25 protein-coding genes are annotated in these 25,610 nt (G+C 52.1%); 19 read left to right on the top strand and 6 right to left on the bottom strand.

Annotated elements, in window-relative coordinates:
- Positions 1 to 47 precede the first annotated feature (47 nt).
- On the top strand, positions 48 to 680 hold the full coding sequence (locus IX84_RS05390) for a superoxide dismutase (protein WP_044217179.1): 633 nt from the start codon (positions 48 to 50) through the stop codon (positions 678 to 680).
- A gap of 611 nt (positions 681 to 1,291) precedes the next feature.
- Here IX84_RS05390 and IX84_RS05385 read toward each other — a convergent pair.
- Positions 1,292 to 1,771 carry a hypothetical protein gene (locus tag IX84_RS05385; protein WP_152604921.1) on the bottom strand — a complete coding sequence of 160 codons (480 nt, stop codon included), beginning with the start codon at positions 1,769 to 1,771 and terminating at the stop codon, positions 1,292 to 1,294.
- Positions 1,772 to 1,996: 225 nt separating this feature from the next.
- Between IX84_RS05385 and recN the strand changes: the two genes are divergently transcribed.
- Together recN and IX84_RS05375 are read left to right on the top strand one after the other, a co-directional pair.
- Positions 1,997 to 3,658, top strand: a complete 1,662-nt coding sequence (gene recN / locus IX84_RS05380; RefSeq protein WP_044217175.1) for a DNA repair protein RecN — start codon at positions 1,997 to 1,999, stop codon at positions 3,656 to 3,658.
- A 23-nt stretch (positions 3,659 to 3,681) separates the two neighbouring features.
- A complete protein-coding gene (locus IX84_RS05375; RefSeq protein WP_044217173.1) occupies positions 3,682 to 4,482 on the top strand; it encodes an enoyl-ACP reductase FabI in 801 nt (266 codons plus the stop codon).
- A gap of 56 nt (positions 4,483 to 4,538) precedes the next feature.
- Here the strand turns inward: IX84_RS05375 and IX84_RS05370 are convergent, their stop codons facing one another.
- A complete protein-coding gene (locus tag IX84_RS05370; RefSeq protein WP_044217171.1) occupies positions 4,539 to 5,303 on the bottom strand; it encodes an SDR family oxidoreductase in 765 nt (254 codons plus the stop codon).
- Positions 5,304 to 5,688: 385 nt separating this feature from the next.
- On the opposite strand from IX84_RS05370, the gene IX84_RS05365 reads away from it, so the two are divergent.
- The 16 genes from IX84_RS05365 to IX84_RS05290 all read left to right on the top strand — a co-directional run bounded on the left by IX84_RS05365 (position 5,689) and on the right by IX84_RS05290 (position 20,606).
- A complete protein-coding gene (locus IX84_RS05365; RefSeq protein WP_044217169.1) occupies positions 5,689 to 6,132 on the top strand; it encodes an Hsp20/alpha crystallin family protein in 444 nt (147 codons plus the stop codon).
- 200 nt (positions 6,133 to 6,332) lie between these two features.
- The gene (locus IX84_RS05360; protein WP_202965206.1) at positions 6,333 to 6,764 is read left to right on the top strand and encodes an Hsp20/alpha crystallin family protein; all 432 of its coding nucleotides are present in this window, start codon (positions 6,333 to 6,335) and stop codon (positions 6,762 to 6,764) included.
- Between the two features lie 216 nt (positions 6,765 to 6,980).
- Complete coding sequence (locus IX84_RS05355; RefSeq protein ID WP_044217165.1) at positions 6,981 to 7,778, top strand: SDR family oxidoreductase; 798 nt, start codon at positions 6,981 to 6,983, stop codon at positions 7,776 to 7,778.
- Between the two features lie 62 nt (positions 7,779 to 7,840).
- Entirely contained in the window at positions 7,841 to 8,401 is a 561-nt protein-coding gene (locus tag IX84_RS05350) for a tetratricopeptide repeat protein (protein WP_044217163.1), read from the top strand.
- 3 nt (positions 8,402 to 8,404) lie between these two features.
- Complete coding sequence (locus IX84_RS05345; protein ID WP_052515776.1) at positions 8,405 to 9,586, top strand: thioredoxin family protein; 1,182 nt, start codon at positions 8,405 to 8,407, stop codon at positions 9,584 to 9,586.
- A gap of 11 nt (positions 9,587 to 9,597) precedes the next feature.
- A complete protein-coding gene (locus tag IX84_RS05340; protein ID WP_044217161.1) occupies positions 9,598 to 10,761 on the top strand; it encodes a thioredoxin family protein in 1,164 nt (387 codons plus the stop codon).
- A gap of 43 nt (positions 10,762 to 10,804) precedes the next feature.
- The gene (gene thiL, locus IX84_RS05335; protein WP_044217159.1) at positions 10,805 to 11,863 is read left to right on the top strand and encodes a thiamine-phosphate kinase; all 1,059 of its coding nucleotides are present in this window, start codon (positions 10,805 to 10,807) and stop codon (positions 11,861 to 11,863) included.
- Between the two features lie 12 nt (positions 11,864 to 11,875).
- Entirely contained in the window at positions 11,876 to 12,874 is a 999-nt protein-coding gene (locus IX84_RS05330; RefSeq protein ID WP_044217344.1) for a M28 family peptidase, read from the top strand.
- A 79-nt stretch (positions 12,875 to 12,953) separates the two neighbouring features.
- Entirely contained in the window at positions 12,954 to 14,108 is a 1,155-nt protein-coding gene (locus IX84_RS05325) for a serine hydrolase domain-containing protein (RefSeq protein ID WP_052515775.1), read from the top strand.
- Between the two features lie 77 nt (positions 14,109 to 14,185).
- Positions 14,186 to 14,677 carry an RNA polymerase sigma factor gene (locus IX84_RS05320; RefSeq protein ID WP_044217157.1) on the top strand — a complete coding sequence of 164 codons (492 nt, stop codon included), beginning with the start codon at positions 14,186 to 14,188 and terminating at the stop codon, positions 14,675 to 14,677.
- A gap of 7 nt (positions 14,678 to 14,684) precedes the next feature.
- The gene (locus tag IX84_RS30705; RefSeq protein ID WP_052515774.1) at positions 14,685 to 15,347 is read left to right on the top strand and encodes a hypothetical protein; all 663 of its coding nucleotides are present in this window, start codon (positions 14,685 to 14,687) and stop codon (positions 15,345 to 15,347) included.
- A 192-nt stretch (positions 15,348 to 15,539) separates the two neighbouring features.
- Positions 15,540 to 16,211 (top strand): c-type cytochrome domain-containing protein, encoded by a 672-nt coding sequence (locus tag IX84_RS05310; protein WP_044217151.1) that lies wholly within the window; start codon positions 15,540 to 15,542, stop codon positions 16,209 to 16,211.
- 30 nt (positions 16,212 to 16,241) lie between these two features.
- Positions 16,242 to 16,820 (top strand): YceI family protein, encoded by a 579-nt coding sequence (locus tag IX84_RS05305; protein ID WP_081968622.1) that lies wholly within the window; start codon positions 16,242 to 16,244, stop codon positions 16,818 to 16,820.
- Between the two features lie 5 nt (positions 16,821 to 16,825).
- Positions 16,826 to 17,728, top strand: coding sequence for a DUF5777 family beta-barrel protein (locus IX84_RS05300; protein ID WP_044217148.1), 903 nt, complete (start codon positions 16,826 to 16,828; stop codon positions 17,726 to 17,728).
- A gap of 23 nt (positions 17,729 to 17,751) precedes the next feature.
- Complete coding sequence (locus tag IX84_RS05295) at positions 17,752 to 18,501, top strand: c-type cytochrome domain-containing protein (RefSeq protein WP_044217146.1); 750 nt, start codon at positions 17,752 to 17,754, stop codon at positions 18,499 to 18,501.
- Positions 18,502 to 18,581: 80 nt separating this feature from the next.
- Positions 18,582 to 20,606: an NADPH-dependent 2,4-dienoyl-CoA reductase gene (locus IX84_RS05290; RefSeq protein WP_044217145.1), complete on the top strand. Its 2,025-nt coding sequence runs from the start codon at positions 18,582 to 18,584 to the stop codon at positions 20,604 to 20,606.
- Between the two features lie 96 nt (positions 20,607 to 20,702).
- Here the strand turns inward: IX84_RS05290 and IX84_RS05285 are convergent, their stop codons facing one another.
- From IX84_RS05285 to IX84_RS05270, 4 genes are all read right to left on the bottom strand, one after another.
- Complete coding sequence (locus IX84_RS05285; RefSeq protein ID WP_044217142.1) at positions 20,703 to 22,508, bottom strand: acyl-CoA dehydrogenase family protein; 1,806 nt, start codon at positions 22,506 to 22,508, stop codon at positions 20,703 to 20,705.
- A gap of 315 nt (positions 22,509 to 22,823) precedes the next feature.
- Positions 22,824 to 24,092 (bottom strand): UbiA family prenyltransferase, encoded by a 1,269-nt coding sequence (locus IX84_RS30700; RefSeq protein ID WP_052515772.1) that lies wholly within the window; start codon positions 24,090 to 24,092, stop codon positions 22,824 to 22,826.
- 74 nt (positions 24,093 to 24,166) lie between these two features.
- On the bottom strand, positions 24,167 to 24,649 hold the full coding sequence (locus IX84_RS30695; protein ID WP_052515771.1) for a TspO/MBR family protein: 483 nt from the start codon (positions 24,647 to 24,649) through the stop codon (positions 24,167 to 24,169).
- A 68-nt stretch (positions 24,650 to 24,717) separates the two neighbouring features.
- The gene (locus tag IX84_RS05270) at positions 24,718 to 25,596 is read right to left on the bottom strand and encodes a hypothetical protein (protein ID WP_044217140.1); all 879 of its coding nucleotides are present in this window, start codon (positions 25,594 to 25,596) and stop codon (positions 24,718 to 24,720) included.
- Positions 25,597 to 25,610: the final 14 nt, after the last annotated feature.

The following is a 25,610-nucleotide window of genomic DNA, read 5'->3' as shown; positions in this document are numbered from 1 at the left end:
GTTGACAAAAACGAATAAATTCCATAACTAATCAAAACTCCAAAATTATGGCTTTCGAATTGCCAAAGTTACCTTACGCCTATGACGCCCTGGAGCCGCACATCGACGCGCGCACCATGGAAATCCACCACACAAAGCACCACGCAGGATATACCTCTAAGCTGAATGCCGCTATCGAAGGCACAGACCTGGAGAAGAAAAGTATTAAGGAAATTCTCGCCCATGTATCGAAGCATAGTGCTGGTGTACGAAATAACGGCGGTGGCTTCTACAACCACAAACTGTTCTGGGAAGTAATGTCTCCGGACGGTGGCGGCGAGCCATCCGAGCGCATGAATATCCACAAGGCGATTATGCGCGACTTTGGTTCTTTTGAGAAATTCAAGGATGAATTCGCCAATGCTGCGGCAACACAGTTCGGTTCCGGCTGGGCATGGCTATGCGTAGATAGGGACGACAAGCTGTTCGTCACTTCTACCCCAAATCAGGACAACCCGCTGATGGATGTCGTGGACGCGGACGGCACGCCTATCCTTGGCCTGGACGTGTGGGAGCACGCCTACTACCTGAACTATCAGAATCGCCGCCCGGACTATATCGAGGCATTCTTTAATGTCATCGACTGGGGCAAAGTGAGTGAAAATTACAATGACGCGAACGAAGGTGCTTCATCCTTCTAAACTGACATTTTAAGAAAACTTTGACATAGGCGCTTTCCTGGTATTGGGAGAGTGCCTATTTCTTTTTTAGACGCTGGCTGTCAGTGATTTATTCTTTGTGCAATGCTTGTTTAACGGAATTTGGTATTGTCGTTTGGCAGGCATAGAGACAATAGGCACCTTGCGGCGAGTGGCCAAAATCCGTATCTTTGAGAAAGTTAATAAGATGTTCTTTTACAAACAACATGCTAAAACGATCTGACAGTCATCTGGGTGTCAGGTCGGGAGAAGAATGATATCAACCCCATTTTTTCATTTTTAATCCCTTTTCCCATGATCATTCTAAGCATTCTTCTGTTGATCCTGATCTTCTTCAATGTCGATGTACTAAAAGAAGCATTTTAGGGTCCCATTCAGAAAATCACATGTACGAAAAAAAGGCTTCCGCAAATTACTGCGGAAGCCTTTTTCTGTCTAAGGCACTACTTCGCCCGGCGCACTACTTTCGCCGGGTTTACTTCCCTTTGAAATATAGCAGACCGGTTGAATGCCCCAACACCGGCCTGGGTTAATGCACCCGGTGAGATGTGTATCAGGTTTGCTCATGAAGCTTACCCCTCCATCGTTCTCCCTTACTGCTTCACCGCCTCATAAATCCGCTCGGCCTCTTCAAGAGATAAGGTGCTCGCCATCCCGGCAGAGAAAATGATCTCCTGATCGCCCTGCAGATGGATGTAGCGGAAGTTGTAGTTCAGGTTGTTGGTGTCGAGGGCCATTTCGTAGAGGAAGCCCTTCTCCTCCTCGCTGACGATTCGGGAGAAGTAGCGGTTGGTCTTGACGGTCGCAAGCTGCTCCGCCTTAACGCGCGCCAAATCACTAGTCGTCGCACTCGAAGCCATGATTTGCAGGTCGTAGTTTCCTTCGCCTTTGACCGTGACGTCTTTCATGAGCGTACCCATATTGCGGGCCTTGACTGTAGCACTGTCCGGAGCCATAATTGTAACAGGCACACCGTGCTGCATCAGGTCGGTTTCCACCAAATTTGAGCCGCCATCGGTTTGGCAGCTCCACAATAAAACAACGGACAGGAGGGTAAATAGTACTTTTTTCATTTTATCTGGTTTCATTTTATTCGAATTTCATGCATCAATCGGGGGCAAAATAACGGATTTGCCGACAAATTATTGAGCAACAGCTTTGATAAGCGGCCGCAATTGACCAATTTCGGGCAACGCGCCGGAAACGCGTAGCGGCAGGACACCAAACACCATCTTTTAACCGGGCTCCAATAATCGGGAAAAGCCGTACCTTTGCCCTGCAAATTTTGAACATTCGCTATGATTGAGCGCCTTCACATCCGGAATTACGCCATCATCGAGGAGTTGACGATCGACTTCTCGAAGGGGCTCACCATTATTACTGGTGAAACCGGGGCCGGTAAGTCTATTTTGCTGGGCGCGCTGGGCCTGGTCATGGGCCGGCGTGCGGACATCAAGTCCCTTTACAATCTGGACTCTAAGTGCACCATCGAGGGCTTTTTTAATGTCGAAGCTTATGACCTGCGCAGCTTCTTTGATGAGCATGACCTGGACTTTGACCCACAGGTGGTCATTCGGCGGGAGATCACGCCTTCCGGCAAATCCCGGGCGTTCGTCAACGATACACCGGTAACGCTCAACGTGCTGCAGGACCTGAGCTCCACGCTTATCGACCTGCATCAGCAATTTGACAACCTGGACATTCACAAAGTGTCCTTTCAGCTACGGCTGTTGGATGCTCTGGCAGAGAACCGCCCGCTGCTGGCACAGTACCAAAGCCTGTTTAGTGCTTATCAGCAGGATCAAAAACAGCTCAAAACCCTTATTGCCCGTCAGCAACAGTCTGCCAAGGAGCTCGAGTTCCTGCAGTTCCAGTTGGAAGAGTTCAATACAGCCGAACTGGTGGATGGAGAACAGGAGGAACTGGAGGAAGAGCTCAGCCGCCTGACCAACGCAGAGGACATCAAGCGTACGCTGGCGGCTTCCTTTCAGCAGTTGTCAGAAAGCGAGGTCTCGGTGATCGGGCAAATGGAAGAACTGACGCAGGCCATCAAGTCGGTCAGTAGTTTTGACCGGCGTATCGAAGGGCTCTATGGCCGATTTAGTGGGCTCGTGGAAGAGCTTCGGGATGTGGCGCAGGAGTTCGAGTCTATCGCGGATGAAACCGAACATGACCCGGAGCGCACACAGGAAGTACAGGAGCGACTCGATATGGTCTACCGGTTGCAAAACAAGCATCAGGTCGCTTCCATCAAAGAGCTTTTGGATATACAGGCGGATTTACAACAGCAACTTGATGATATTGGTGACCTCAGTCAGGAAATCGAACGGCTACAGCAGTCCACGCAGGAGCAGCGCCAACAGCTGGAGACGATGGCTGAAGAACTGAGCACCCGCCGTCATAGCGTGGTAGGCGGCTTTGAGAACAAAGTCGAGCAAATGCTGGCACAGCTGTCTATGCAGCACGCCAAGCTCAAAGTCGATATCAGCCGAACGGAAGACCTCGAGCCTACCGGGTTTGACGAAGTCAATTTCCTCTTTGCTGCTAACAAGGGCGGCCGCTTGCAGCTGATCAAGGATGTGGCCTCGGGTGGTGAATTGTCCCGCCTGACCCTTGTGGTGAAATCCCTCGTGGCCAGTGCCATCCCGCTGCCGACCCTGATCTTCGATGAGATTGATACTGGTATTTCCGGGGACGTGGCCTTGAAGATGGGCTCTATCTTGCGTCAACTCAGCAATGAGCATCAGGTGGTGTCCATTACCCACTCTCCGCAGATCGCCTCCAAGGCTAATGCCCATTACTTTGTGTACAAAAAAGACAAGGAGGACCGCACCGTCACGGAGGTCCGCCCCCTCGAAATGGAAGGCCGGGTGTATGCTATAGCGACTATGCTCAGCCAGGACCCGCCCAGCGAGTCCGCCATCAATACGGCTAAAGAATTATTGCTGCAGAGCAGTTAAATGAAAAGCAGAATTCAAACGATATGAGTACCAACTTACTAGCAGGAAAGCGCGGCGTCATCTTCGGTGCGCTTGATGACAAATCAATCGCCTGGAAAGTGGCCGAGCGCTGTGTGGAAGAAGGCGCCACCATTACCCTGACCAACGCCCCCGTTGCACTGCGTATGGGCGGCATTCAGGAATTGGGCAAAAAACTTAATGCCGAGGTCATCCCGGCCGATGCCACAAGCGAAGCAGATCTTGAGAAACTCTTCGGCGAATCACAGGAAATTCTTGGCGGCAAAATCGATTTCGTGCTGCACGCCATCGGCATGTCGCTCAATGTGCGAAAAAACCGCACCTATACCGACCTGAAGTATGAGTGGATGCAGAAAACATTTGATATTTCAGCCATCTCTTTCCACAAAGTGATGCAGCAACTGTATAAAATGGATGCGATGAGCGAGTGGGGCTCTATTGTGGCTTTAAGCTACATCGCAGCTCAGCGCACTTTCCCGGACTATAGTGAGATGGCGGAGTCTAAAGCGCTGCTCGAGTCCTTTGCCCGTAGCTTTGGCTACCACTTTGCTGAGAAAAAGGTACGCGTGAATACCATTTCCCAGTCTCCAACAGTAACGACTGCCGGCAGCGGTATCAAAGGCTTTCAGGAGTTCTTCGATTATGCCGATAAAATGTCGCCATTGGGCAATGCTTCGGCGGAAGCCTGTGCGGATTACTGCGTAACCATGTTCTCAGACCTAACCCGCATGGTGACCATGCAGAACCTCTACCACGATGGCGGCTTCTCCAATATGGGGATGAGCCCGAAGTTGCTGGAAGAATAAGGTGAAATTTGAAATAAATCTATACAGAGGGCAGGCTCCAGGGCTTGTCCTTTTCATTAGACCTGCCACATATCACCCCACAGGCGGGAACCCCCGTCTATGTAAAGGGTCTCGCCCGTCACATAATCGGCCAGCGACAGGAATAAGACCGCTTCTGCTACTTCCTCCACCTTGCCCAGCCGCTTCACCGGTATCGTGCCGCTAACCTGAGCGACCATTTCCGGCGGGTAGTTTTCCAAACCTGAGCTTTTGATAATGCCAGGCGCTACGGCATTGATGCGCACATTTCGGTTGGCCCACTCCACAGCAAGCGATTTCGTAAGGTTGTCTACACCTGCCCGGGCGGCACCAGTATGTGACATGCCCGGGAATCCCCGGTAGTGATCTACGATGATATTGACGATGCTGCCTGATTCCTGAGGGAGGAAAAAGGTATTGGCCATGGCTTGTGTCATAAACCAGGTGCCGTTCAGATTAGTGTTGATGACGGCCAGCCAGCCCTTTCGGGCAATGCCTTCAGCAGGGGAGGGGAACTGCCCGCCGGCATTATTGACCAGCAGGTCGAGCTTACCACTCTTGTCCATGATGTATTCCGCCAGCTCATCAATTTTTTCCGGCTCCCGGATGTCGAGGGCGAAGTGGTGGCAGGTGCCCAATTCATTGAGCGCTGCTGCTGCCTCTTTCAGGGGCTCCTCCTTGCGGGAAGCGATGTAGACCTCTGCGCCGTAGTTAAGCAGTTGACGGGCAATTTCGTACCCAATGCCGCTGCGACCACCGGTGACAAGGGCGGTCTTGCCATCAAAAATCTTGTCCTGAAACATGTCGTTTGTCTTTTTGCGGAGGGCAAGATAGGAAAATTGGTAGAGTTGGGGGCGGAGGGGTTCACGGTTTCACGCAAAGGGGGCGGAGGGTTTCACGCGAAGGTCGCAAAGGAGTGGGCGCAAAGATTGCGGAGGGCTCGGGCAGGGTAGGAGGTTTTTTGCCCATAGGCTTACTTTGGTACGTGTTTTCTGACCTCTAAACGCGAAGTGCTGTGGGGATGCAAATACTTTCCGGTCATTTTGGCACTCTTTATTAGTTGTTGGTGTCAAAATGACATGTTTTTTGTTGTTTTCCCGGTAAGTTTGTCCGCTCTTCGGGGTTGGTATGCCAATTGCATAGCTTAAAGTGTAATTAATCAGACAACCAACAAAAAAGAATACAACCATGACACTTGTAACCGTTAAGCCAAACCGTACTGCAGCCCCCTCGCTTTTCACCGACTTTGACCGGGTGGTCAACGAAGTATTTGGAGCGGCCCACCGGCCGGTAGCGACCCGCACTTTCAAGCCTGCGGTGAACGTCATCGAGCGGGAAGACAACTTTGTGCTTCAGGTAGCAGCTCCGGGGCTGCAGAAGTCCGACTTTGAGATTGAGCTGGATAAAGGCCTGCTTACCATCAAAGTGGAGCGCGACTGTAGTGCCAGCGAAGGCGAAACCATCAAGCGGCAGGAATTTGGCAACTACCGTTTCCAGCGGTCCTTCCGCCTCGGTAAGCTGATCGATACAGAGAAAGTGGAAGCGGCTTACGAGCAGGGCGTCCTGCAGGTCAACCTTCCTAAAAAAGAGGAAGCTAAGCCCAAGCCTGCCCGCAAAATTGAAATTGCTTAGACTATTGCTTTTACACAGCTTTTACACAAAGCAGTGAATTTCAGCAGCAATCTATTTGTTCTTCTACGTAGAGTGTAGTGGTTAATGCAATGAAAGCAATGGGTACCTGAGTGTGTTAACCTTCATCTGTGCGCTCATTGCTCTTATTGCCCACGAAATCTGTCTAAGAAGGCTATTTGTTAAACCAAATGTTAAATGCTATGAAAAATCTGGTGAATTATCAACCGACAGGAATCAGCAAGATGTTTGACAACTTCTTCGGCAATTCTATCACTGACTTCATGGGTGGCGATTTTGCGATGACTCAGCCCTCCGTGAACGTCGTGGAAACTCATGACCACTTCCGGATTGAAGTGGCTGCTCCCGGTCTCGAAAGAGATGACTTTGACATTCAGGTGGAAAACGACCACTTGCTGATCAAAGCAGAACGAGAGCACAAAGACGAAGTAAAGGAAGATAACTTCGTCCGCCGTGAGTTCAATTACACTTCTTTCACCCGTAACTTCCAACTGCCTAAATCTGTAAATGGTGAAGGCATCGGAGCGAAGTATGAAAACGGCGTGCTGACTATCGAGCTGCCGAAAAAGGAAGAAGTCAAAGGACAGCCTGTAAAGCGCATCGAAATCAAGTAGATGCTGTATCAGGGGCAGGCTCCGCACCCTGACATTTAACGGAGCCAAAAATAGTTAATAGGGTTTTAGGTGTTTATTTTGGTAGCCGGTACATACAATTGTACCGGCTTTTTTTATCCTATCTTTCCACTCATGCGTTATTTTTTTGTTCTTTATTGGAGCAAGGGTCTAAAATGCACTTTCTGCGTTTGAAATCCCGGTTAACCCAACCTATTTATGTCAAAAGTTATCCTTATCACCGGTGCCAGTTCTGGGCTGGGAAAAGCACTTGCCCGGGAGCTCAGCCATCAGGGGCACACCGTGTTTGGTACGAGCCGTTCGCCCGGGGGCGATCAGGGCAATATTCGCATGATTACAATGGACGTACAGGATGAAGCGAGCGTGGCGTCCGGTGTGGAGCAGGTATTGGCTGAAGCCGGGCGGCTCGATGTCGTGGTCAACAACGCGGGCATCGGCATAGCGGGGCCTCTGGAAGACTGTAGTATGGAGGAGGTACAGCGGGTCATGAACACTAACGTTCTGGGTGTTATCCGGGTATGTAAGGCAGCGCTCCCCATCATGCGGGCTCAGGGGCAGGGGCAGATTTTTACCATTAGTTCTATCGGAGCTAAGGTCGGATTGCCCTACCGGAGTGTATATTGTGCCAGCAAGGCAGCAGTTGATTTGATCACGGAGTCGCTGCGCCTCGAAATGAGAGGGCTGGGCATTCAGATCACTGGCATTCACGCCGGCGATATCCGGACCAATATCAACGCCAACCGGATCAAAGCCTATGACCCCAATGGCCCTTACGCCAAGAGTTTTGAGCGCGCCTACAGAATTATTGATCAGGAGGTGGAAGAAGGACTGCCCGCCGAAGTTGTCGCGAAAACTATTGCCCGCCGTATCAACAGAGGGCACCTTCATCCGTTCTATGCTATAGGGAAACCGTTGCAAAGGTTATCCCTTATACTCAAGCGGCTATTGCCCGGTGCGTGGTTTGAACGCCTTATCGCCCGTTATTCCGGAGTGTAACCCTTGGCAGATTGCCGCGAATTATTTACTTTCAGATTACTCAAATGACCAATCGCCCTATTATGAAAACCCTGAATATTTTAACCTTCGCCCTCGCCGCACTGATTTTTACAGCCTGTGGCGACCCCAGCCGTATGGCGGATGAGGACAAACCCAAAGACCGGCTGGCAGAAGAAATCCTGGCTCTGGAAGGGACGTTGAAAAAACAAATGGACAACCCTACGATTGACACCGCCTCTGCAGTCAGCCTTATTATTAAATCGGATCTTTTCGCTGACCGTTTTCAGCAGGATTCCCTTACGCCTCATTTCCTGTTTAAATCCGGTGCGGTTGCCAGGGGCATTGGGCAGTACGAAAAAGCAATAGATCTTTGGGACCGTGTGGTCACCGTTTATCCGGATTTTGAAAAAGTACCGGAATCATTGTTTTTTCAAGGCTTTACCTACGACAACGACCTGGAGAATATGCCGAAGGCTGAGGAGAAGTACGAGGCTTTTCTGCAGCAGTTCCCAAAGCACCCTATTGCCAAAGACGCTAAAATGCTGCTTGCCGTCGTTCAATCTGGTAAGTCAGCTAATGAAGTCGTCAAAGAATTTCAGCAAAACAACCAAGCAACGGAGTAACTCATGAAGCGCAATTTTATACTGTCATTTTTCGCCCTGCTTTTTTTCCTGTCCGGCAGCAGCACCCTGTTGTCCGCTCAGGGCATTGAATTCTATCAGGGGTCTTGGGAAGACGCCTTGTTGAAGGCTGCTCAGGAAGATAAAATCATTTTCGTAGACGCCTACGCAGAGTGGTGTGGCCCCTGCAAACGGATGGCACGGGATGTTTTTCCGCAGGAGGAGGTCGGTGCCTTCTTCAACCGCCACTTTATCAATATGAAAATTGATATGGAAAAAGGGATGGGGCTGGAGTTCCGCAAGAAATACCCGGTCTCTGCTTTTCCCACCTTGTTTTTCATTGGTCCGGATGGCGAGGTCGTCCAAAAAGCCAAAGGTGCACAGCAGGTGGATGGACTCATCAAACTGGGGCAGACGGCCCTCTCCCAAGCCGATAACCTGGAGGAGTATCAGGCGCAGTACGAGGAAGGCAAGCGAGACCCTGCTTTTCTCTACCGCTATGTAAAAGCCCTGAACAACGTCGGGGAGTCCAGCCTCCGCGTAGCCAATGAATACTTCGACACCGAGCCGGACCTTAGTGCTGAACTGAACCTCAAGTTCCTGTTCGAGGCTGTGACGGAAGCAGATTCCAAACTTTTTAATATGATGGCAGAGCGGCGGGAAGCCATCTCCGCTATTGTGGGCAAACAGGCAGTGGCCGATCAGTTGCGCCGTGCCTGTGAGGCAACCGTGCAGAAAGCCCTGAAATACGACAGTGAGATGTTGCTGGAAGAAGCCATCAGCAAAGGCAATGACTACCTGGGCGATGAGGCAGAAGCTTTCGAGCTGGAAGCCCAACTCGCTTTTTATCAGTCCCGGGGAGAAACCGATGACTATCGGAAAGCGGCTAAAAAGTATGCGAAAAAATGTATTGATAAAGACCCCGAAGCATTGGCTACACTTGCCAAAGACATGTCCGAAGCCTTCAAAAACGACGACAAAGTGATGTCTGAAGCACAGGATATTGCAGAATCAGCGGCTTCCCAGACCACCAAATACCAGCATGTGCTCATCTATTCCAATATTCTCCTGCAAAACGGAGACCGTACGGCTGCATTGGAAGCAGCCAACCGTGCACTGGAAATGGCCGCTGCGGACAGCCCGTTAGCGGTTCGTGCTGTAGAGCACTACATCAAGCAAATTCAATAAATACCATACCAATGAAGAAACTATCCATCGCCATAGCACTGATTGCAGCTCTTGCCACCGCCGGACTGGCGCAGGAAGGCATTCAGTTTGAAGACGGCAACTGGAAAAAAATCCTGGCTAAAGCAGCAGATCAGGACCGCCTGATTTTTGTGGATGCTTACGCAGAATGGTGCGGGCCCTGCAAAATGATGGCCAGGGATGTGTTCACCCAAGCCGAGGTGGGCGAGTACTACAACAATAATTTTGTCAATGCTAAAATTGACATGGAAAAGGGTGAAGGAATGGGGCTGGCACGCAAATACAAAGTGCGGGCTTATCCAACCTTGTTGTTCATTGACGCTAATGGCGAGCTGGTACACCGCGCCGTAGGCTATCAGGATGCAGAAGCTTTTCTGCAGCTCGGCCGGGAAGCGCAGGACCCATCCAGGCAAATTGCCAGCATGGAGCGTAAGTTTGAAGCAGGCGAGCGCGATCCTGAATTCCTGAAGAACTATGCTATCGCTGCGGCTGATGCAATGGCTGCCAATGCCAATGAGATTGCTACTGCTTACCTGAGTACTCAGAAAGACTGGACAGGAGAGATCGAAATGCAGCTCATTTTCCAGGCGGCAACTAAAATGGATGACCCTTATTTCAAGGAAATACTGAAGCGGCGCGAAGCTTACGAAGCCCTTTTTAGCGAACGTTACATTACCGCTAAGATTCAGCGCGCCATTATGCAGACGTTGAGTGCGGCAGATGGAGAAGAAAAGATGATGGCAGACGCCGAGGCGAAGTTCAAAGCTGCTTTTCCGGACAACCCGGGACCAATCTTCGCCAACTTCAAAATGAATTACTATCGGGTCAACGACCCCACTGCTTTCCCACAGGCTGCAGTAGATTACCTGACGGATTATCCTTCCGAAGATGCCAACGAGCTGAACTCCATCGCCTGGACTTTCTACGAAAGCGTAGACGACAAGAAGATGCTGAAAGAAGCCGTGAAGTGGGCCGAGCGCTCTGTGGAAATCGAGTCCACTTTCTACAATAATGACACCCTTGCTGCCCTGTACTACAAACTAGGCAACAAAAAAGCGGCCAAAGCCGCCGCAAAGAAAGCCATCGAACTAGCCAAAGCCAGCGGCGAAGACTACACCGAGACCAAGGAACTGCTCGAAAAAATAGAGCGTCTGTAAGTTTGGCCGTACCTTTGCGCGCCAATATAGCAAGATATAAATTATGGCCAACGAATCTAATACGCCCAAACGCACCGATGTCAATACACTCGGTGAGTTTGGGCTTATCGACCACCTCACGCAGCGCTTTCCGCTGCACCACAGATCTTCCGTTAAAGGCATAGGTGATGATGCTGCCGTGATCGACCATCAGGGCGCGTTTACCGTTGTTTCCACCGATATGCTGGTGGAGGGCATACACTTCGACCTGATGTATACGCCCCTGAAGCACCTGGGGTACAAAGCGGTGGTCGTCAATCTTTCTGACATTTACGCCATGAATGCCATCCCTCAGCAAATTATGGTTTCTGTGGCGCTGTCTAACCGCTACTCGGTTGAAGCCATGGAAGAACTGTACGAAGGGATTCGAACGGCCTGCAGCGTGTATAATGTCGACCTCATAGGCGGAGATACGACCTCTTCCCCCAAAGGATTGGTCATCAGCGTTACTGCAATCGGAAAGGGGCATAAAGAGCGCCTGACTTATCGCAATACCGCAAAAGTGGGTGACCTGATTTGCATTACCGGCAACCTGGGGGCCGCCTACATGGGGCTTCAAATTCTGGAGCGGGAGAAACAGATTTACCTGTCTGACCCCGAGCTGCAGCCGACGCTGGAAGGGCACGACTATCTGCTGGAGCGCCAACTCAAACCGGAGGCGCGAAAGGACATGATTGAGGCTTTCGCCAAAGCGGACCTGGTGCCCACCGCTATGATCGATATTTCGGATGGGCTGGGCTCCGAACTCTTCCACATTGCGAAGCAATCGGGCGTAGGTGTGCTGCTTGAAGAAAGTGGCGTACCCATTCACGAGGATGCACAGTTCCAGGCCATTGATTTCAATATGGACCCGATTACCGTCGCCCTGAGCGGAGGAGAGGACTATGAGCTGCTGTTTACAGTAGACCCAAAGGACCTCGATAAGGTGAAGTATATGGCGGATATCTACATCGCCGGAGAGATTGTGCCTGCCGAAGATGGGGTGAAGCTCAATTCCAAAGGAGGCAAACTTCACGATATCACCGCGCAAGGCTGGAAACACTTCGATCCTTCTAAGAATTAAGCGATGAACATCATGCAAAGAATAGTTGTAGCCCTGGGGTTCAGCATGTTGCTGTTGCTGAGCAGTTGTGGTACGGATAGTAGTAGTGAAAGCATCCCGCCTCCTCCACCGAAAGAGAAAGTCAGCGTACCAAAATTTGAGCGCGACTCGGCCCTTGCTTATGTCGCCCGGCAGGTCGAATTCGGCCCCCGTGTACCCAATACCGAAGGGCACCGTCAGACCAAAGCCTGGCTGGTGGAACAGTTGGAGCGCTTCGGCGCAAAGGTCATAGCGCAGGACTTTGAAGCCAAGGCCTACACTGGCGAGGTGCTGCAGTCCACCAATATCATTGCCCAGTTCAACCCCGGGGCCCAAAAGCGCATTCTCCTTGCCGCCCACTGGGATACCCGCCCCTTTGCAGATTCTCCAATCAGTGAAGAGCGCCGGGACGAGCCCATCCTGGGTGCAGACGATGGGGGCAGCGGCGTTGGCGTGCTACTGGAAGTCGCCCGTCAGCTACAGGCTAATCCTATCGAGATGGGCGTCGATATTGTGCTTTTTGATGCCGAAGACTTTGGCGAAAGTGGTGGAGAAACGCCGGATACTTACGCATTGGGGTCTCAGTACTGGTCGCGCAACCCTCATGTCACCGGTGCACAGAAGCCAAAGTACGGTATCCTGCTGGATATGGTAGGCGCAAAGGGCGCACGCTTCCCCAAAGAGTATTTTTCCATGCAGTATGCCCCGCAGATTATGAATAAAGTGTGGGCGCTGGCACAGAATATGGGCTATGGCAATTACTTTGTCAATCAGCAGGGGGGCGCTATTACCGATGACCACTACTACGTCAATACCATCGCCCGTATACCTATGATCGACATCATCAACCGGGCGCAGGGCACCCAAACCGGCTTTGGCGAGCACTGGCATACCCACAATGATGACCTCGACATCATCGACAAACGGACCCTCCGGGCAGTGGGGCAGGTGGTCCTTGCGGTGGTGTACAGGGAAGCTAACGGCGAATTTTAAGATTAAGTCCGCTTTTTCATTCCCGGACGATTCCCGGAACAGGTTGCAGCACCTTTGTATCAAACAAAGATGATCGCTAATGAAAACGATCCTAACTGCAACCATGATGCTATCTTTCCTTTTTCCTCCGAAGCCGGGGCCTGCTCAGCGGCTTAAAAAAGCAGAGCGCAAAATTGAAAAGCTGTTTCAGCGTGAGCTGGATAAGGCCAAGGTTCACAATGCCTTCCTCTCCGTCTATGCGCCGGGCCGCGGCCTGCAGTGGACTTTCACCGGGGGACAATTTGAAGACGGCAGCCTGGTCAGCCCTGCCAGTCCCTTTCATTCCGCAAGTATTGGTAAAACCTTTACCGCCACACTAGTCATGCTGTTGGTGGAAGAAGGGAAGCTGGAGCTCGATGCGCCACTAAGCAACTACCTTCCTGAAGATGCCTACGCCGGTCTCCATGTGTGGAATGGGGTGGATATGACCGGGCAAATCACCATCGCTCAGTTGCTGCAGCATACCTCCGGGCTGCCCGATTGGTTTGAGGACCGCCCGGAGCAGGGCATGGCTTTTCTGGAGCGTATGCTGACCGAGCCTAACCAATTCTGGACACCTCAGGCCATTTTGGACTATACCCGCCAAAACCTGAAGCCCCACTTTCCACCGGGGCAGGGTTATTACTACACCGATACGGAATATTTTCTGCTCGGGCTAATTATAGAACGGCTGTACCGGCAGCCCCTGCACGAGGTGTTGGAAGCCCAAATCCTGGAACCACTGCAGCTCACCCAGACGAGTATGTATTTCCGTTCGGACCCTTTGGATCCCTACACCGGGCGAATGGCAGAACTTTATGCAGATGATATGGATATCAGTACCTTCAAAAGCCTGAGTGCCGACTGGGCTGGCGGTGGGCTGCTTACCACTACGGATGACCTCCTGCAGTTTATGGAAGCCCTGAATACTGGCAAGCTCATCAATCGCAGTACCTACGAGGCTATGCAACAGTGGGTACCGGAAACCCGTGGTATGGAGTACGGTTATGGCCTCCGCAAATTTCGCCTGAGGGGGCTTTTTCCCCTGCTGCCTGACCTGACGCTCATTGGGCATTCCGGCTCGACCGGCTCCTACATGTACTACTGCCCGGAACTGGAAGTCTACCTGGCTGGCACTTTTAATCAAACTGGCTATATGAAAGAGCACGTGGTCTTTATGGTGAAAGTCCTGAGCGTGCTAAAGAAGCAATTTTAAAAAAAAGCTGAGCTGCTGTGATTTTTGCCCCGCCCACATCGAATAATAAGATGTAAACCAATTCAACCACACGCATCGTGCCAAACAAAGCTAAACATCCGGCTCCCGATTTCGAAACTGTACTGCAGCAGCACCGTGGCATCATCTTCAAGGTAGCTCGCCTGTACACCCGCAATGAGGCTGACTTTGAGGACCTGGTGCAGGACATCAGCATACAGATTTGGCAATCCCTCGGCAACTACAAGCCGGCCTATGCTTTGTCCACCTGGCTTTACCGCATCGCCCTGAATGTCAGCATCGACCGGCTGCGGAGGGAAGAGCGGCGCCAACGGCATCAGGAAGTTTTTGAAGCACTACCCCATACCGGGCAGCCCGGGCAGCCTTCAGGGCGAAGTGAGCAACTGTACCGCTGGGTACAAGCCCTGCCGCCTTTGGAGCGCGCTTTGATGCTTCTCTACCTGGAAGATTACCCGCACGGGGAAATCGGAGAGATGCTGGGCATCAGCAAGAGCAACGTGGGCACGAAAATCAGCCGGCTGAAGCAGCGGCTCAAAAAAGAACTAAAATAATACCATTATGGAAACGAATGACTGGAAAGCCCTCTGGAAAAGCCATCAGGCGCAATTGGACCAAAATACCCGGCTAAATCTGATGACCGCCCGGCAAATGCAGCAGCAAGCCGCCCGCCGCCCTTTGCGGGCGCTGTGGGCCGCCCGGATAGCCGAAACGCTGGTTTGGGTACTCCTGCTGGCTGGGCTGAGCACCTGCATAGCCACTTTTCAGGGGCATACTGCTCCGCAAATATCAGCAGTGGTGCTAAGCCTGTTCGCAGTGGTGGGCATAAGCGGCAGTGCAGGGCAGCTCATCCTGCTGGGCATGCTCCAATTTGACGGGCCGGTAGTGGAGGTGCAAGTGGGGCTGGAACGCTTACGTAAGCACCGCCTCGCCATTACCCAATTGCTCATGAGCAGTGTACCCTTTTACCTGGCGCATGTATTTTTCTGGTTCCAGCTGCTCTTCGGCATTGATCTTTTTGCCAGCGGGGACCCGCAGTGGCTGCTCGCGCAAATGGTATTGAGTGCGGCTCTTCTACCTTTTACCTTTTGGCTCATCCGGGAGATGGGTAAGCCAATGCCCCGTTTTGCCTGGATTGTGGGGCTGCGGCGGAGTATTGCCGGCGAACGGGTGGAGCAGGCGGTGCGGGGGGTAGCCGAGCTGGAGGATTTTAGCACCCGATAATACGTCGTCTGGCTGAAGGAGTGCTCTTATATGGAATAACTATAAATTGACAAATTTGACAGCTAATTCAGTATTGACGGTGCTTTGCAGCTTGAAAGCTCATGGCAAAATTTGAGAACCTCAGAAAATTGTAATTGCAAGAGCTTAGCGGTGGGCATACATTTGTGGTAACAACAGAAAAAGCCACAACAAATGTCACAATGTAAATTTTCAGCATACCTTCGGGGCGGGCTGATTGCAATGGTGTTATTCCTTGGGAACGCCTGTACCCAGGAATACATTGAGCCTGATTCCGGTATTTGTTTTGAACAGGATATTCTTCCCGTCTTTATTTCGAACTGCACGCAGAGCGGCTGTCACAACAGTATTGATAGAGAAGAGGGATATGACTTCACCTCTTACGAGAAAATTGTAAGCCGTGGCATCGTTGCCGGTAACTACAAAGCCAGTGAAGTCTACAAGGTGCTTGTCAAGCCCTTCGGCGAAGAGCGCATGCCCCCAGCCCCCAATGAAATGCTGTCTGTCAGAAATATTCAGAACATTGCGCTCTGGATTGATGAGGGCGCAAAGCCTACTACCTGCGCCCCTGCTGCCTGTGATACGGCGGCTATCTCTTACGCCCTGCATGTACAGCCGCTTATGCAAACCTGGTGCAATGGTTGCCATTCATCAGGCGCCCCTTCGGGCGGCATTGCTACCGATAATTATCCTGGCTTAAAATCAATAGCAGATAATGGCAGCCTGATTGGCTCAGTTGTCCACGACTCCAGCTACGAACCCATGCCTCAGAACAGTGATCCGTTGTCAGCCTGTGATATAGCCCTCCTACAGCAGTGGGTGGCGGATGGCGCACCCGAAAATTAGAGCTTTCCCAAACTATAAAAACAAAAAATCATGATAACCACCATTCGAATGATGATGGGGCTGCTGTTGTGCACCGCCTTGCAGACAGCCTTGCCTGCCCAAAGTAAGTTTTTTACCCGTAGCGGTCAGATCACCTTTGATGCCGAGGGCATCACGGATTATTTCGAAGAAATTAAAGCCCTCAATAAAGAAGCGGTCTGTGTACTTGACTTTCAGTCTGGAAAAATGGAATGGGCAGTACGTATGAAGGGGTTTCATTTCAAAAATGGCCTGATGGAGGAGCATTTCAATGAAAACTACGTGGAGAGCGAGCAGTACCCGAAAGCTGTATTTAAGGGTGACCTGACCGGGCTTCCCGATGAGGCAGCTCTGCAAAAAACTGGCTCCTGGCCGGTAACCGCCAAAGGGTTGCTTACCCTTCATGGCGTGACCCATCAGGTTAGTTCAACGGGGAGTATTCAGAGTGATGGGGAGGGGCTTCACGCTGTGGCTGCTTTTTCCGTCAAACTCGAAGACTACAAAATCAAAATACCCTCTATAGTAGGCAGTAAAATTGCAGAGGTTGTCGATATCACAGTAGACGCTAACCTTCAACCCCTTAAAAAATAGTAACGATGCACAAATTGAAAATCATAGTTGCAGGCTTATTGATGCTGTGGGTATGGCTGCCTGCTGCCTTGGCTCAGGAAGATGATTTGCTGAGCCTGATCGAAGAAGAGCCTGCCACCGAACAAATCACCAATGCCTTCAAAAGCAGCCGGGTCATTAACGGGCACAGCATGGAGATGATAGGCGAAGGGGTTCTGGATTTCCGTATCCTTCACCGCTTCGGGCGAGTCAATCAGGGGTACCAGCAGTTTTTTGGTTTAGACCAGGCTTCTATGCGTATGGGTTTTGACTACGGTGTTACCCCTAATCTTACTGTAGGGGTGGGCCGGTCTACGTTTCAGAAAGAGCTTGATGGCTTTGTGAAGTGGCGCATCCTGTGGCAGTCGAAAGGGGCGAAAACTATGCCTGTCTCTCTCGTCTGGGTTAGCGGGGCAACATATAACGGTCAGGAACAACCCTTTCCCTTTACAGAAGTGGAGCCAACCTTTACCCGCCGCTTGGCGTACTACCACGAGCTGATTATCGGGCGCAAATTCAGCAACGAGTTCACCCTGCAGCTCTCCCCGGTCCTCGTGCACCGTAATATTGTAGAAAACCGCCTGGCTACCAATGACTTTTTCGCCCTCGGCATTGGCGGGCGGTATAAGTTGACGAACCGGGTGGCGCTGGTGGCCGATTACTACCACGCCTTCAACCGTTTCCCCAATAGCTGGGTGTACAACCCATTGTCAATCGGAGTGGATATAGAAACCGGGGGGCATGTTTTCCAACTGCACTTCTCTAACAGCAATGGTATGAACGAACGCGCCTTCCTGCTTGGAGACAATGGTTCCTGGCTCAACGGAGACATTCAGTTTGGCTTTAATCTTTCCAGGGTTTTTCAGGTTAAAAAGCCTGTGCTGAAGTAACACAGGCACAAATACTTCAAATTATGCAACTTAAACATCAATTGCTCGCGGCAGTAGTACTGGCTTACCTGTTGATGCCTGCCTGTGAGCGTGAGCCCGTGGTGGTCCCGGGCCCCAATTCAACAATCAACAACGGTACCAATCCCTCCAACCCAACAGATAGCACTGATACAACGGTAAACACTATGCCCTGCGACCCGGACAGCGTTTACTTTGAGCAGCAATTGTTGCCGATCCTGGTTTCCAATTGCGCGATGTCGGGCTGCCATAGCACAGAGTCCCACCGCGATGGCGTCGTTTTAGTCGATTATCAATCGGTGCGCACGACCAGCGGTATTCGACTGAATGACCCTACAGACAGTGAGCTTTATGAAGTCCTTTCGGATAGCGACCCGGAAGACCGTATGCCGCCCGCGCCCCGTAACCCACTCAGCAGTTCAGAAAAAGCGATGATCCTGGCCTGGATTCAGCAGGGTGCACAAAATCTTCACTGTGATCAGGCTTGTGATACGGTCTCGGTAAGCTTCAGCCTCCATATTGCCCCTCTTGTACAAACCCAGTGTGCTGGCTGCCATCAAGGTAGTAATCCCAGTGGAGGGGTGCTCCTGAACAATTATGCCACGATCCGCGAACAGGCGCTTAGTGGCCAGTTAGTGGGTACAGCCGCCCATCTGCCGGGATTTCAGCCTATGCCGCCTGCGGGTGCCGGTATTTCAGATTGCGAAGTGCGGCAATTGGAGTTGTGGGTGGAAGCCGGGGCTCCGGAAAATTAAAGTGGGATGCATGAAAATGTGGATTTTAGCGATGAATTTAGCGAATTTTCGCTAAATTCATCGCCACAAATTAATCCACCATGCACCCAACTTACCCAAAGCTGCTTGCCCCCCTCGACCTGGGCTTCACCACCCTCAAAAACCGTGTGCTCATGGGCTCCATGCATACCGGGCTGGAGGAAGAGAAAAACGGATTCGAAAAAATGGGCGCCTATTTCGCCGAACGGGCCCGGGGTGGCGTCGGGCTAATGGTCACCGGGGGCATTGCGCCCAACCGGGCAGGCTGGGTGAGCCCTTTTTCTGCCAAGCTCTCCAACCGCAGGGAGATGCGCAACCACCGCGTTGTAACCGATGCCGTACACGAAGCGGATGGCAAAATCTGCCTCCAAATCCTGCACGCCGGGCGCTATGGTTACCACCCACTGGCCGTCGCGCCTTCCCGCCTCAAGTCGCCCATCTCGCCTTTCAAGCCGTGGAAACTGAGTGGTGGTGGTGTGGAGCGCACCATTCGCGCTTTCGTCCGCACGGCCCAACTGGCACAGGAAGCCGGGTACGATGGCGTGGAAGTCATGGGCTCGGAGGGCTACCTCATCAATCAGTTTATTGTTGCCAAAACCAATAAGCGGACCGACAAATGGGGTGGCCCCTACGAGAACCGTATCCGTTTCCCGATTGAAATCGTACGCCGTACCCGGGAAGCAGTGGGGCCCAATTTCATCATCATTTACCGCTTGTCTATGCTCGACCTGGTGCACGACGGTAGCAGTTGGGAAGAAGTGGAGCACCTCGCCCGGGAGATCGAAGCGGCCGGCGCGACCATCATCAATACCGGCATAGGCTGGCACGAGGCTCGGGTCCCGACGATAGCCACGATGGTGCCCCGGGGCGGATTCAGTTGGGTCACACAGCGCCTGATGGGCAAAGTGGGCATCCCGCTCATCACCACCAACCGCATCAATACGCCGGAAAAAGCGGAAGAAATCCTCGCGGCGGGCCATGCCGACATGGTGTCGATGGCGCGCCCCTTCCTCGCCGATGCCGACTTTGTGCAGAAAGCAGAGGAAAACCGGGCGGACGAAATCAATACTTGCATCGCCTGCAATCAGGCTTGCCTCGATCATGTGTTCAAACAGAAAACAGCCAGTTGCCTGGTCAACCCACGGGCCTGCCACGAGACGGAGCTCAACTACACGCCTGCGCAGACGAAGAAAAAGCTGGCCGTGGTAGGCGCTGGCCCGGCAGGGCTGGCCTTCGCTACCGTAGCCGCACAGCGTGGGCATGAAGTCCATCTTTTTGAAGGCAGCCACCAAATTGGCGGTCAATTCAACATGGCGAAGCGCATCCCGGGCAAGGAAGAGTTTTGCGAAACCCTGCGCTACTTTGAGCGTCAGATTGAAATACAGGACGTCCATCTTCACCTCAATACCCGCGTGGAAGCCGATGATCTGACGAGTCAGGGCTTCGATGAAGTCGCTCTGGCTACCGGCGTTGCTCCCCGGCAGATTCAGCTGGAAGGCATAGACCACCCCAAGGTGCTGAGCTATGTGGATGTACTCCTGCATAGCCAGGAAGTAGGGCAGCGCGTTGCGATTATCGGTGCCGGTGGCATTGGCTTTGATGTCTCTGAGTTTCTCATCCACCCACCATCGGATACTCCTCAGCCTGTGGAGGCATTCATGGAGGAATGGGGGGTGGATACCGGCTATAAGAACCCCGGCGCACTGACCAAGCCAAAGTCAACACCGCCCGTCCGCCAAATCTACCTCATGCAGCGGTCCAAAGGCAAGCCCGGTGCCGGCCTCGGCAAGACCACCGGATGGATTCACCGGCAGAGCCTGCGCAAAAAGGGCGTGGAGATGCTCAGCGAAGTGCAGTATGAGCGGGTGGATGATGCCGGGCTGCACATCCTGCATAAAGGCGAGCCCCGCCTGCTGGACGTGGATCATGTGGTGGTCTGCGCCGGGCAGGAGCCTCTGCGTACCCTGCAACAACCACTGGAAGCAGCCGGACTCAAAGTCCACCTCATCGGCGGCGCAGATGAAGCCAGGGAACTGGATGCCAAGCGGGCGATCAGTCAGGCGAGCTGGCTGGCGGCGGTGGTGTGAGGAGAGGTCGCCTCACCGGGCGCACCCAAACAAAAACCCCGATCCAAACGGACCGGGGCTTTCAACCTATCTAGCATTGTCTACAAAAATCTTTAGTTAGAAGCAGTAGCCGTTCGCTTCAATCATGCGGTCGGCAATCATGCGGCGGGCTTTCTTGACGTTGGTCGGTGTGTACTTGGTGAAGCGCTTCAGACCCATCAGCATGGTGCGCAGCAGATCGCCTTCGGCAAAGGAAACCAAGGCATCCGTGCCTTTTTTGTGGATACGGGCGGTGGCATCGGTCATAAAGACCTTCAGCATGGCATCGTAAATTTCCTGTGGCTGCTCCTTGCTGTCCATACCCGCTAGTTTCTCCACCCGCATCAGCATAGACTCTGCGGTGAGGGTGTCGAGCAGCATATCGGAGACATTCATGATGATCTCCTGCTCTTCCTTGAGGTTGAGCTCGCCGTCCATTTGCATTTTGGCAGCAGCACCAGCGGTCATCAGTACGGCTTTTTTGAACTCCTTGATCGCTTTCTTCTCGGCAGCGTAGGCGCCCTCGGGCTGATCAAAGGAAGGCATAGACGCCAGTTCCTTTTGTACTTCCCAGGCTGGCCCGACGATATCGAGATTGCCCTTCAGCGCGCGGCGGAACAGCATGTCGATGGAAAGCATGCGGTTGATTTCGTTAGTTCCTTCGTAGATGCGGTTAATACGGGCATCACGGTAGGCACGGGCAGCGGTGCCTTCTTCAGAATAGCCCATGCCACCGTGTACCTGCACGGTCTCGTCGACTACATAGTCGAGTACTTCTGAGCCGAGCACCTTGAGCAGGGCACACTCAATGGCGTATTCTTCGGCTGCCTGCCGCTTGGCTTCCGCAAAGGTCATACCTTCTGCCATCAGAGCCTTGTTCTTTTCCTGTAGGAGATGAGATACGCGGTACATGGCGCTCTCCGCTGCGAAAATCTGAATGGCTTGCTCGCCCAGTTTGTGCTTGATCGCACCGAAGTTGGCAATCGGCTGCTTGAACTGAATACGCTCGTTGGCGTACTGCACGGCGGTCTCAGCGCTTTTCTTGGCACCGCCCACGCAGAGTGCGCACAGCTTAAAGCGGCCAATATTCAGGGCATTGAAAGCAATAAGGTGCCCCTTGCCAATTTCGCCCAGTACATTTTCTTTAGGCACTTTTACATTTTCAAAGAAGACCTGACGGGTGGAAGAGCCCTTGATGCCCAGCTTTTTCTCTTCTGCGCCCAGGGTTAGCCCCTCAGAATCGCGCTCCACGATAAAGCCGGTGAACTTATCGCCGTCAATCTGTGCGAAAACAATGAAAATGTCTGCAAAGCCAGCATTGGAAATCCACATCTTCTGGCCATTGATGACGTAGTGGTTGCCATCCTCGCTCAGGTCCGCCCGGGTTTTGGCAGCCAGGGCATCAGAACCGGAACTTGGCTCCGTCAGACAGTAAGCGGCTTTCAGTTCGCCATTGATTAGGCGCGGCAGGTAAGTAGCTTTCTGAGACTCATCGCCAAAGTAGAGAATGGGCAGCATGCCAATGCCAGTGTGAGCGGCATAAGAAACGGTGAACGCAGCGGCCGGGCCAAAAACATCACAAATCATCGTGTTGGTGTTGGTGTCCAGCTGCATGCCACCGTATTCCTCGGGCATGTGAGAGCCCAGCAGGCCGAGCTCCGCCATTTTTTCCAACAGCTGTGGGGCCAGCCCTTCTTCCTGCGCCTCAATGCGGTCGATGTGTGGCAGAATTTCCGTGTTCAAAAAGTCCCGTACGGTATCGCGGATCATGAGCTGTTCCTCATTCATTTCTTCCGGGATGAAGGTCGACTCCGGGCCGGGCGTATCGCTGATCAGGAATTCGCCCCCCTTGAGTACATCAGTCTTGCTGAGCGTGTCTTGCATGGTAAAATCTTATTTTAGTAGCCTAATGCTTCGTTAAAGTTGCTGAGTTACGGAGCGTGGAAACCACTCCGGATTCGCCTGTAGTTTGTTTAAAAAGGCTTGATTTGTAGCGCCTTGCAAACCGTTTAGCGAATTTTCGCTACTAATTTAGGGGCTTATCGGCAAAAAGTAAAGGATAAGGGCTGAAATTTTGCGAATTTTCGCTAAATCGTGACTTTGGTCCGTGTTTTGGCGGTTTCTGGAACGATTTTCCAATAAAAAAAGCCCCGGCGCACCACAGCACCGGGACTTTCAGATCAAACCAAAACGTATTTTTTATCCTATTATCAAGGCGAGTGTTGTCAGCAGACCGGTCAGTGCGCTGAGGGCTATCGTATTTTTGTTGGAAGTTACCAGTTCCCGGTCCTGATAGTGCTCCCGAACATGCCGGAAGATCAAAATGCCTGCAACCAGTGAAGCAACGCTCACGCCAATCAGCCAGGGATTGGTGTTAGGCAGGAACCAGACAATCGCGAGATTAGACAGAAAAGCCATAATCAGTATCGACAGATATATATAGGTGCTCTTTTCCTTGCCGAAGGTAACGACGAGGTGATTTTTGCCGGTCTTAGCATCTGACTCCGCATCCGGAAACTCATTGATGAGCAGGATATTGGCGGTTAGCAGACCCACAGGCAGTCCGATCAGAAATGCCATTGGGGAAAGCTGCTGCGTTACTACATAAACGATTCCAAGAGTGACCAGGGGACCAAAAGCCAGCGCAATCCCCAGTTCTCCCAACCCTTGACGGGCGACCAGGCGTACCGGAGGCGCGGTGTATAAATAGCCGATAGCCAATCCCGCCAGCCCAATCAGGAACGTCACCCAACCGGTGACTGCTGTCAGGTAAATACCGATGAGTGTCGCACCGGCGATCAGCGCCAGGCCCAGGCGTTTAGTACCTTCGAGCGTGATGAGCCCGAGCTCTATAGCCCGGCTACCGCCCGAAAATTGCAGGAAATAGTCGTTATTCGCCCCATCGGTGCCGTCCTTGACATCGAAGTAGTCGTTCATGACGTTGCTGCCGAGGTGGAGCAGCGCCACGCCAATTACTGCAAGGGTAAACAACCACCAGTTGAACGCACCGGGCGAACCCAGCTCGTAGTGATAAGCATACGCGCCTCCTATGAACGCTGGCATCAGCACTGCCGACAGAAAGGGCATACGTGTGATCGCCAGTGCTTTGATCAGCTTGGTGGATAACTTAATAGTTGGGTTGACCTCCTCCTCAATCACTTCAGTCACCCCGCAATAACCGGTTTGACCATTGTCTTTACCATTGGCAAAAGTGGGCGTAACGCGGATTTTGGCATTGAATGGCGTGCCATCTTTGCGCACAAACTTGGTTTTAGCGGTATACTTGCCGTGCTTACTGGCTTCATCGAGCCAGACTGGTACATTTTGGAGCACAATCTCTCCCGGAGAAAAGACAGAAACCCGCTCCTTCCCGATGACCTCGTCCGCAGGATACCCGAACATTTCTTCCGCGCCTTTATTGAAGGTCTCAATCCGACCCTCCATATCACAGGTGATGACACTTTTCATATTTAAATTCGTTATTTTCAGTAATTTTTGAAAGTATAACACGCAGTCTGAATTTTGGTTCTTCAGTGAGTGGGCTATGCACTCATTATTTGCGTGTACACCTGATAAATATGGTAGTTGTTAAAGGCGAAGGCAACCGCGCCTACGAAACAGGGCGCCATGAGCCAGCCTGCAGCCTTGTGGTGCCGGTAAAATTGCAGCCCGGCTATTCCAATAGCCAGCGCCACGACAATCATATCAATAAATGCGGCAAGTGGAGATTGCAGCCCAAAAAAGAGCAGCGACCAGCTGCTGCTGAACAGTATAACGCCAACGTAGGCAAAGGCCGGCCAGAAGATTTGGTGCAGGGACCGGTTTTTCCAGACGAGCCAAAAGGCAAAGCTGCTTGTGAGGTACAGCACAATTTCCGCAATATCGACTTGCTGGAAAGTAAACGTCCAGGCATTGGCCTGTACTTCATCATACCAGTCTGGAATCTGAAAAAGGTTATTCAAGCCGAACGCCCTGATACTAAACAGAAGAACGGGAAATAGCTTTTCATACTTAGGCGTATCCATTGTTTTGATTTTCAGTCACTAATGCATGTGTAACTGGAACAAGGACAGGGCGCAGATGTTGATTTTCGCTACGGGCGGCTGATTTTGAAACTCAGTGCGCCAAGTGGGAACGGGCTGTAATAGAAGCTTCCCACATTCCAGCCAAGCGGGTAGGTAAGATTGAAGTCCAACCGCCGGCCAATGAGCTGTATGCCGGGTAGGACAATAGTGCCTTCTATAGGGGCACCGGTCAGTATTTCTGCCTGTAGGGCGAAAAAAGATTTGACCGACCAGTTCATATTCATGGTGTAGACCGGAGAGGGGCGCAGGTTGCCCTCCACCTGTACCATTGCCAGCCCTGTCGAGAGGTTGCGGCTCCGCGAGCCCACAGAGAAAGTGGCGTGGTAGAAATTATGGGTAGAGAAACCGCCTTCGTAATCAGGCAGGTTCAGAAAAATGCCACCGATCCCTACGTTGATCAGGTCCTTTCGGATGGGGATGCTGAACTTTGGGGCGATGGCATAGGTGAAAGTATGGTCAGAGGCAGTTAAAATACTGGAAGCAATATCGAAGCCGGCACCGATGGAAAAGTAATCCGTTATCCCCACAGCGGCAAAGTTGGCGGTGAGCATATAGGAGCGCCAGTAAACCTCGCCCTTCTTGAGCCCGTAACTGGTATTGGGACCAATCTGATTCAGGTAACTGCCTACCGGCGGGCTCCACAGCCCCAGTGTATCAATGCGATGGATTTGATCTTGGTTGATCATCGTTTCCCGCCGTGCATCTTTTAGCCAAAACTGGTACCCGCTACTGTCCTGCCGTACACTACGCCCCTTCAGGGCCCGCCCGTCTGTTGTGGTGATGAGGACTTCGTAGTCTGGCGTGAACTGAGCTGCCGCAACAGCGGGGAACAGGCTCACGAGGAAGAAGAAAAGGCCGGAAAACCGGGAAACACTCCAATAGGGCATTAACATCCTGGGTG

The sequence above is a fragment of the Phaeodactylibacter xiamenensis genome (assembly GCF_000759025.1).
Taxonomy (GTDB): domain Bacteria; phylum Bacteroidota; class Bacteroidia; order Chitinophagales; family Saprospiraceae; genus Phaeodactylibacter; species Phaeodactylibacter xiamenensis.
Note: the sequence above shows the minus strand (reverse complement) of the source record. Positions and strands in the feature narration are given on the sequence as shown.

Bases quoted from the DNA above. Each gene is read 5' to 3' on its own strand.
- IX84_RS05390 (WP_044217179.1), top strand. From the start codon at position 48: ATGGCTTTCGAATTGCCAAAGTTACCTTACGCCTATGACGCCCTGGAG.
- IX84_RS05385 (WP_152604921.1), bottom strand. From the start codon at position 1,771: ATGAAAAAAGTACTATTTACCCTCCTGTCCGTTGTTTTATTGTGGAGC.
- recN (WP_044217175.1), top strand. From the start codon at position 1,997: ATGATTGAGCGCCTTCACATCCGGAATTACGCCATCATCGAGGAGTTG.
- IX84_RS05375 (WP_044217173.1), top strand. From the start codon at position 3,682: ATGAGTACCAACTTACTAGCAGGAAAGCGCGGCGTCATCTTCGGTGCG.
- IX84_RS05370 (WP_044217171.1), bottom strand. From the start codon at position 5,303: ATGTTTCAGGACAAGATTTTTGATGGCAAGACCGCCCTTGTCACCGGT.
- IX84_RS05365 (WP_044217169.1), top strand. From the start codon at position 5,689: ATGACACTTGTAACCGTTAAGCCAAACCGTACTGCAGCCCCCTCGCTT.
- IX84_RS05360 (WP_202965206.1), top strand. From the start codon at position 6,333: ATGAAAAATCTGGTGAATTATCAACCGACAGGAATCAGCAAGATGTTT.
- IX84_RS05355 (WP_044217165.1), top strand. From the start codon at position 6,981: ATGTCAAAAGTTATCCTTATCACCGGTGCCAGTTCTGGGCTGGGAAAA.
- IX84_RS05350 (WP_044217163.1), top strand. From the start codon at position 7,841: ATGAAAACCCTGAATATTTTAACCTTCGCCCTCGCCGCACTGATTTTT.
- IX84_RS05345 (WP_052515776.1), top strand. From the start codon at position 8,405: ATGAAGCGCAATTTTATACTGTCATTTTTCGCCCTGCTTTTTTTCCTG.
- IX84_RS05340 (WP_044217161.1), top strand. From the start codon at position 9,598: ATGAAGAAACTATCCATCGCCATAGCACTGATTGCAGCTCTTGCCACC.
- thiL (WP_044217159.1), top strand. From the start codon at position 10,805: ATGGCCAACGAATCTAATACGCCCAAACGCACCGATGTCAATACACTC.
- IX84_RS05330 (WP_044217344.1), top strand. From the start codon at position 11,876: ATGCAAAGAATAGTTGTAGCCCTGGGGTTCAGCATGTTGCTGTTGCTG.
- IX84_RS05325 (WP_052515775.1), top strand. From the start codon at position 12,954: ATGAAAACGATCCTAACTGCAACCATGATGCTATCTTTCCTTTTTCCT.
- IX84_RS30705 (WP_052515774.1), top strand. From the start codon at position 14,685: ATGGAAACGAATGACTGGAAAGCCCTCTGGAAAAGCCATCAGGCGCAA.
- IX84_RS05310 (WP_044217151.1), top strand. From the start codon at position 15,540: ATGTCACAATGTAAATTTTCAGCATACCTTCGGGGCGGGCTGATTGCA.
- IX84_RS05305 (WP_081968622.1), top strand. From the start codon at position 16,242: ATGATAACCACCATTCGAATGATGATGGGGCTGCTGTTGTGCACCGCC.
- IX84_RS05300 (WP_044217148.1), top strand. From the start codon at position 16,826: ATGCACAAATTGAAAATCATAGTTGCAGGCTTATTGATGCTGTGGGTA.
- IX84_RS05295 (WP_044217146.1), top strand. From the start codon at position 17,752: ATGCAACTTAAACATCAATTGCTCGCGGCAGTAGTACTGGCTTACCTG.
- IX84_RS05290 (WP_044217145.1), top strand. From the start codon at position 18,582: ATGCACCCAACTTACCCAAAGCTGCTTGCCCCCCTCGACCTGGGCTTC.
- IX84_RS05285 (WP_044217142.1), bottom strand. From the start codon at position 22,508: ATGCAAGACACGCTCAGCAAGACTGATGTACTCAAGGGGGGCGAATTC.
- IX84_RS30700 (WP_052515772.1), bottom strand. From the start codon at position 24,092: ATGAAAAGTGTCATCACCTGTGATATGGAGGGTCGGATTGAGACCTTC.
- IX84_RS30695 (WP_052515771.1), bottom strand. From the start codon at position 24,649: ATGGATACGCCTAAGTATGAAAAGCTATTTCCCGTTCTTCTGTTTAGT.
- IX84_RS05270 (WP_044217140.1), bottom strand. From the start codon at position 25,596: ATGCCCTATTGGAGTGTTTCCCGGTTTTCCGGCCTTTTCTTCTTCCTC.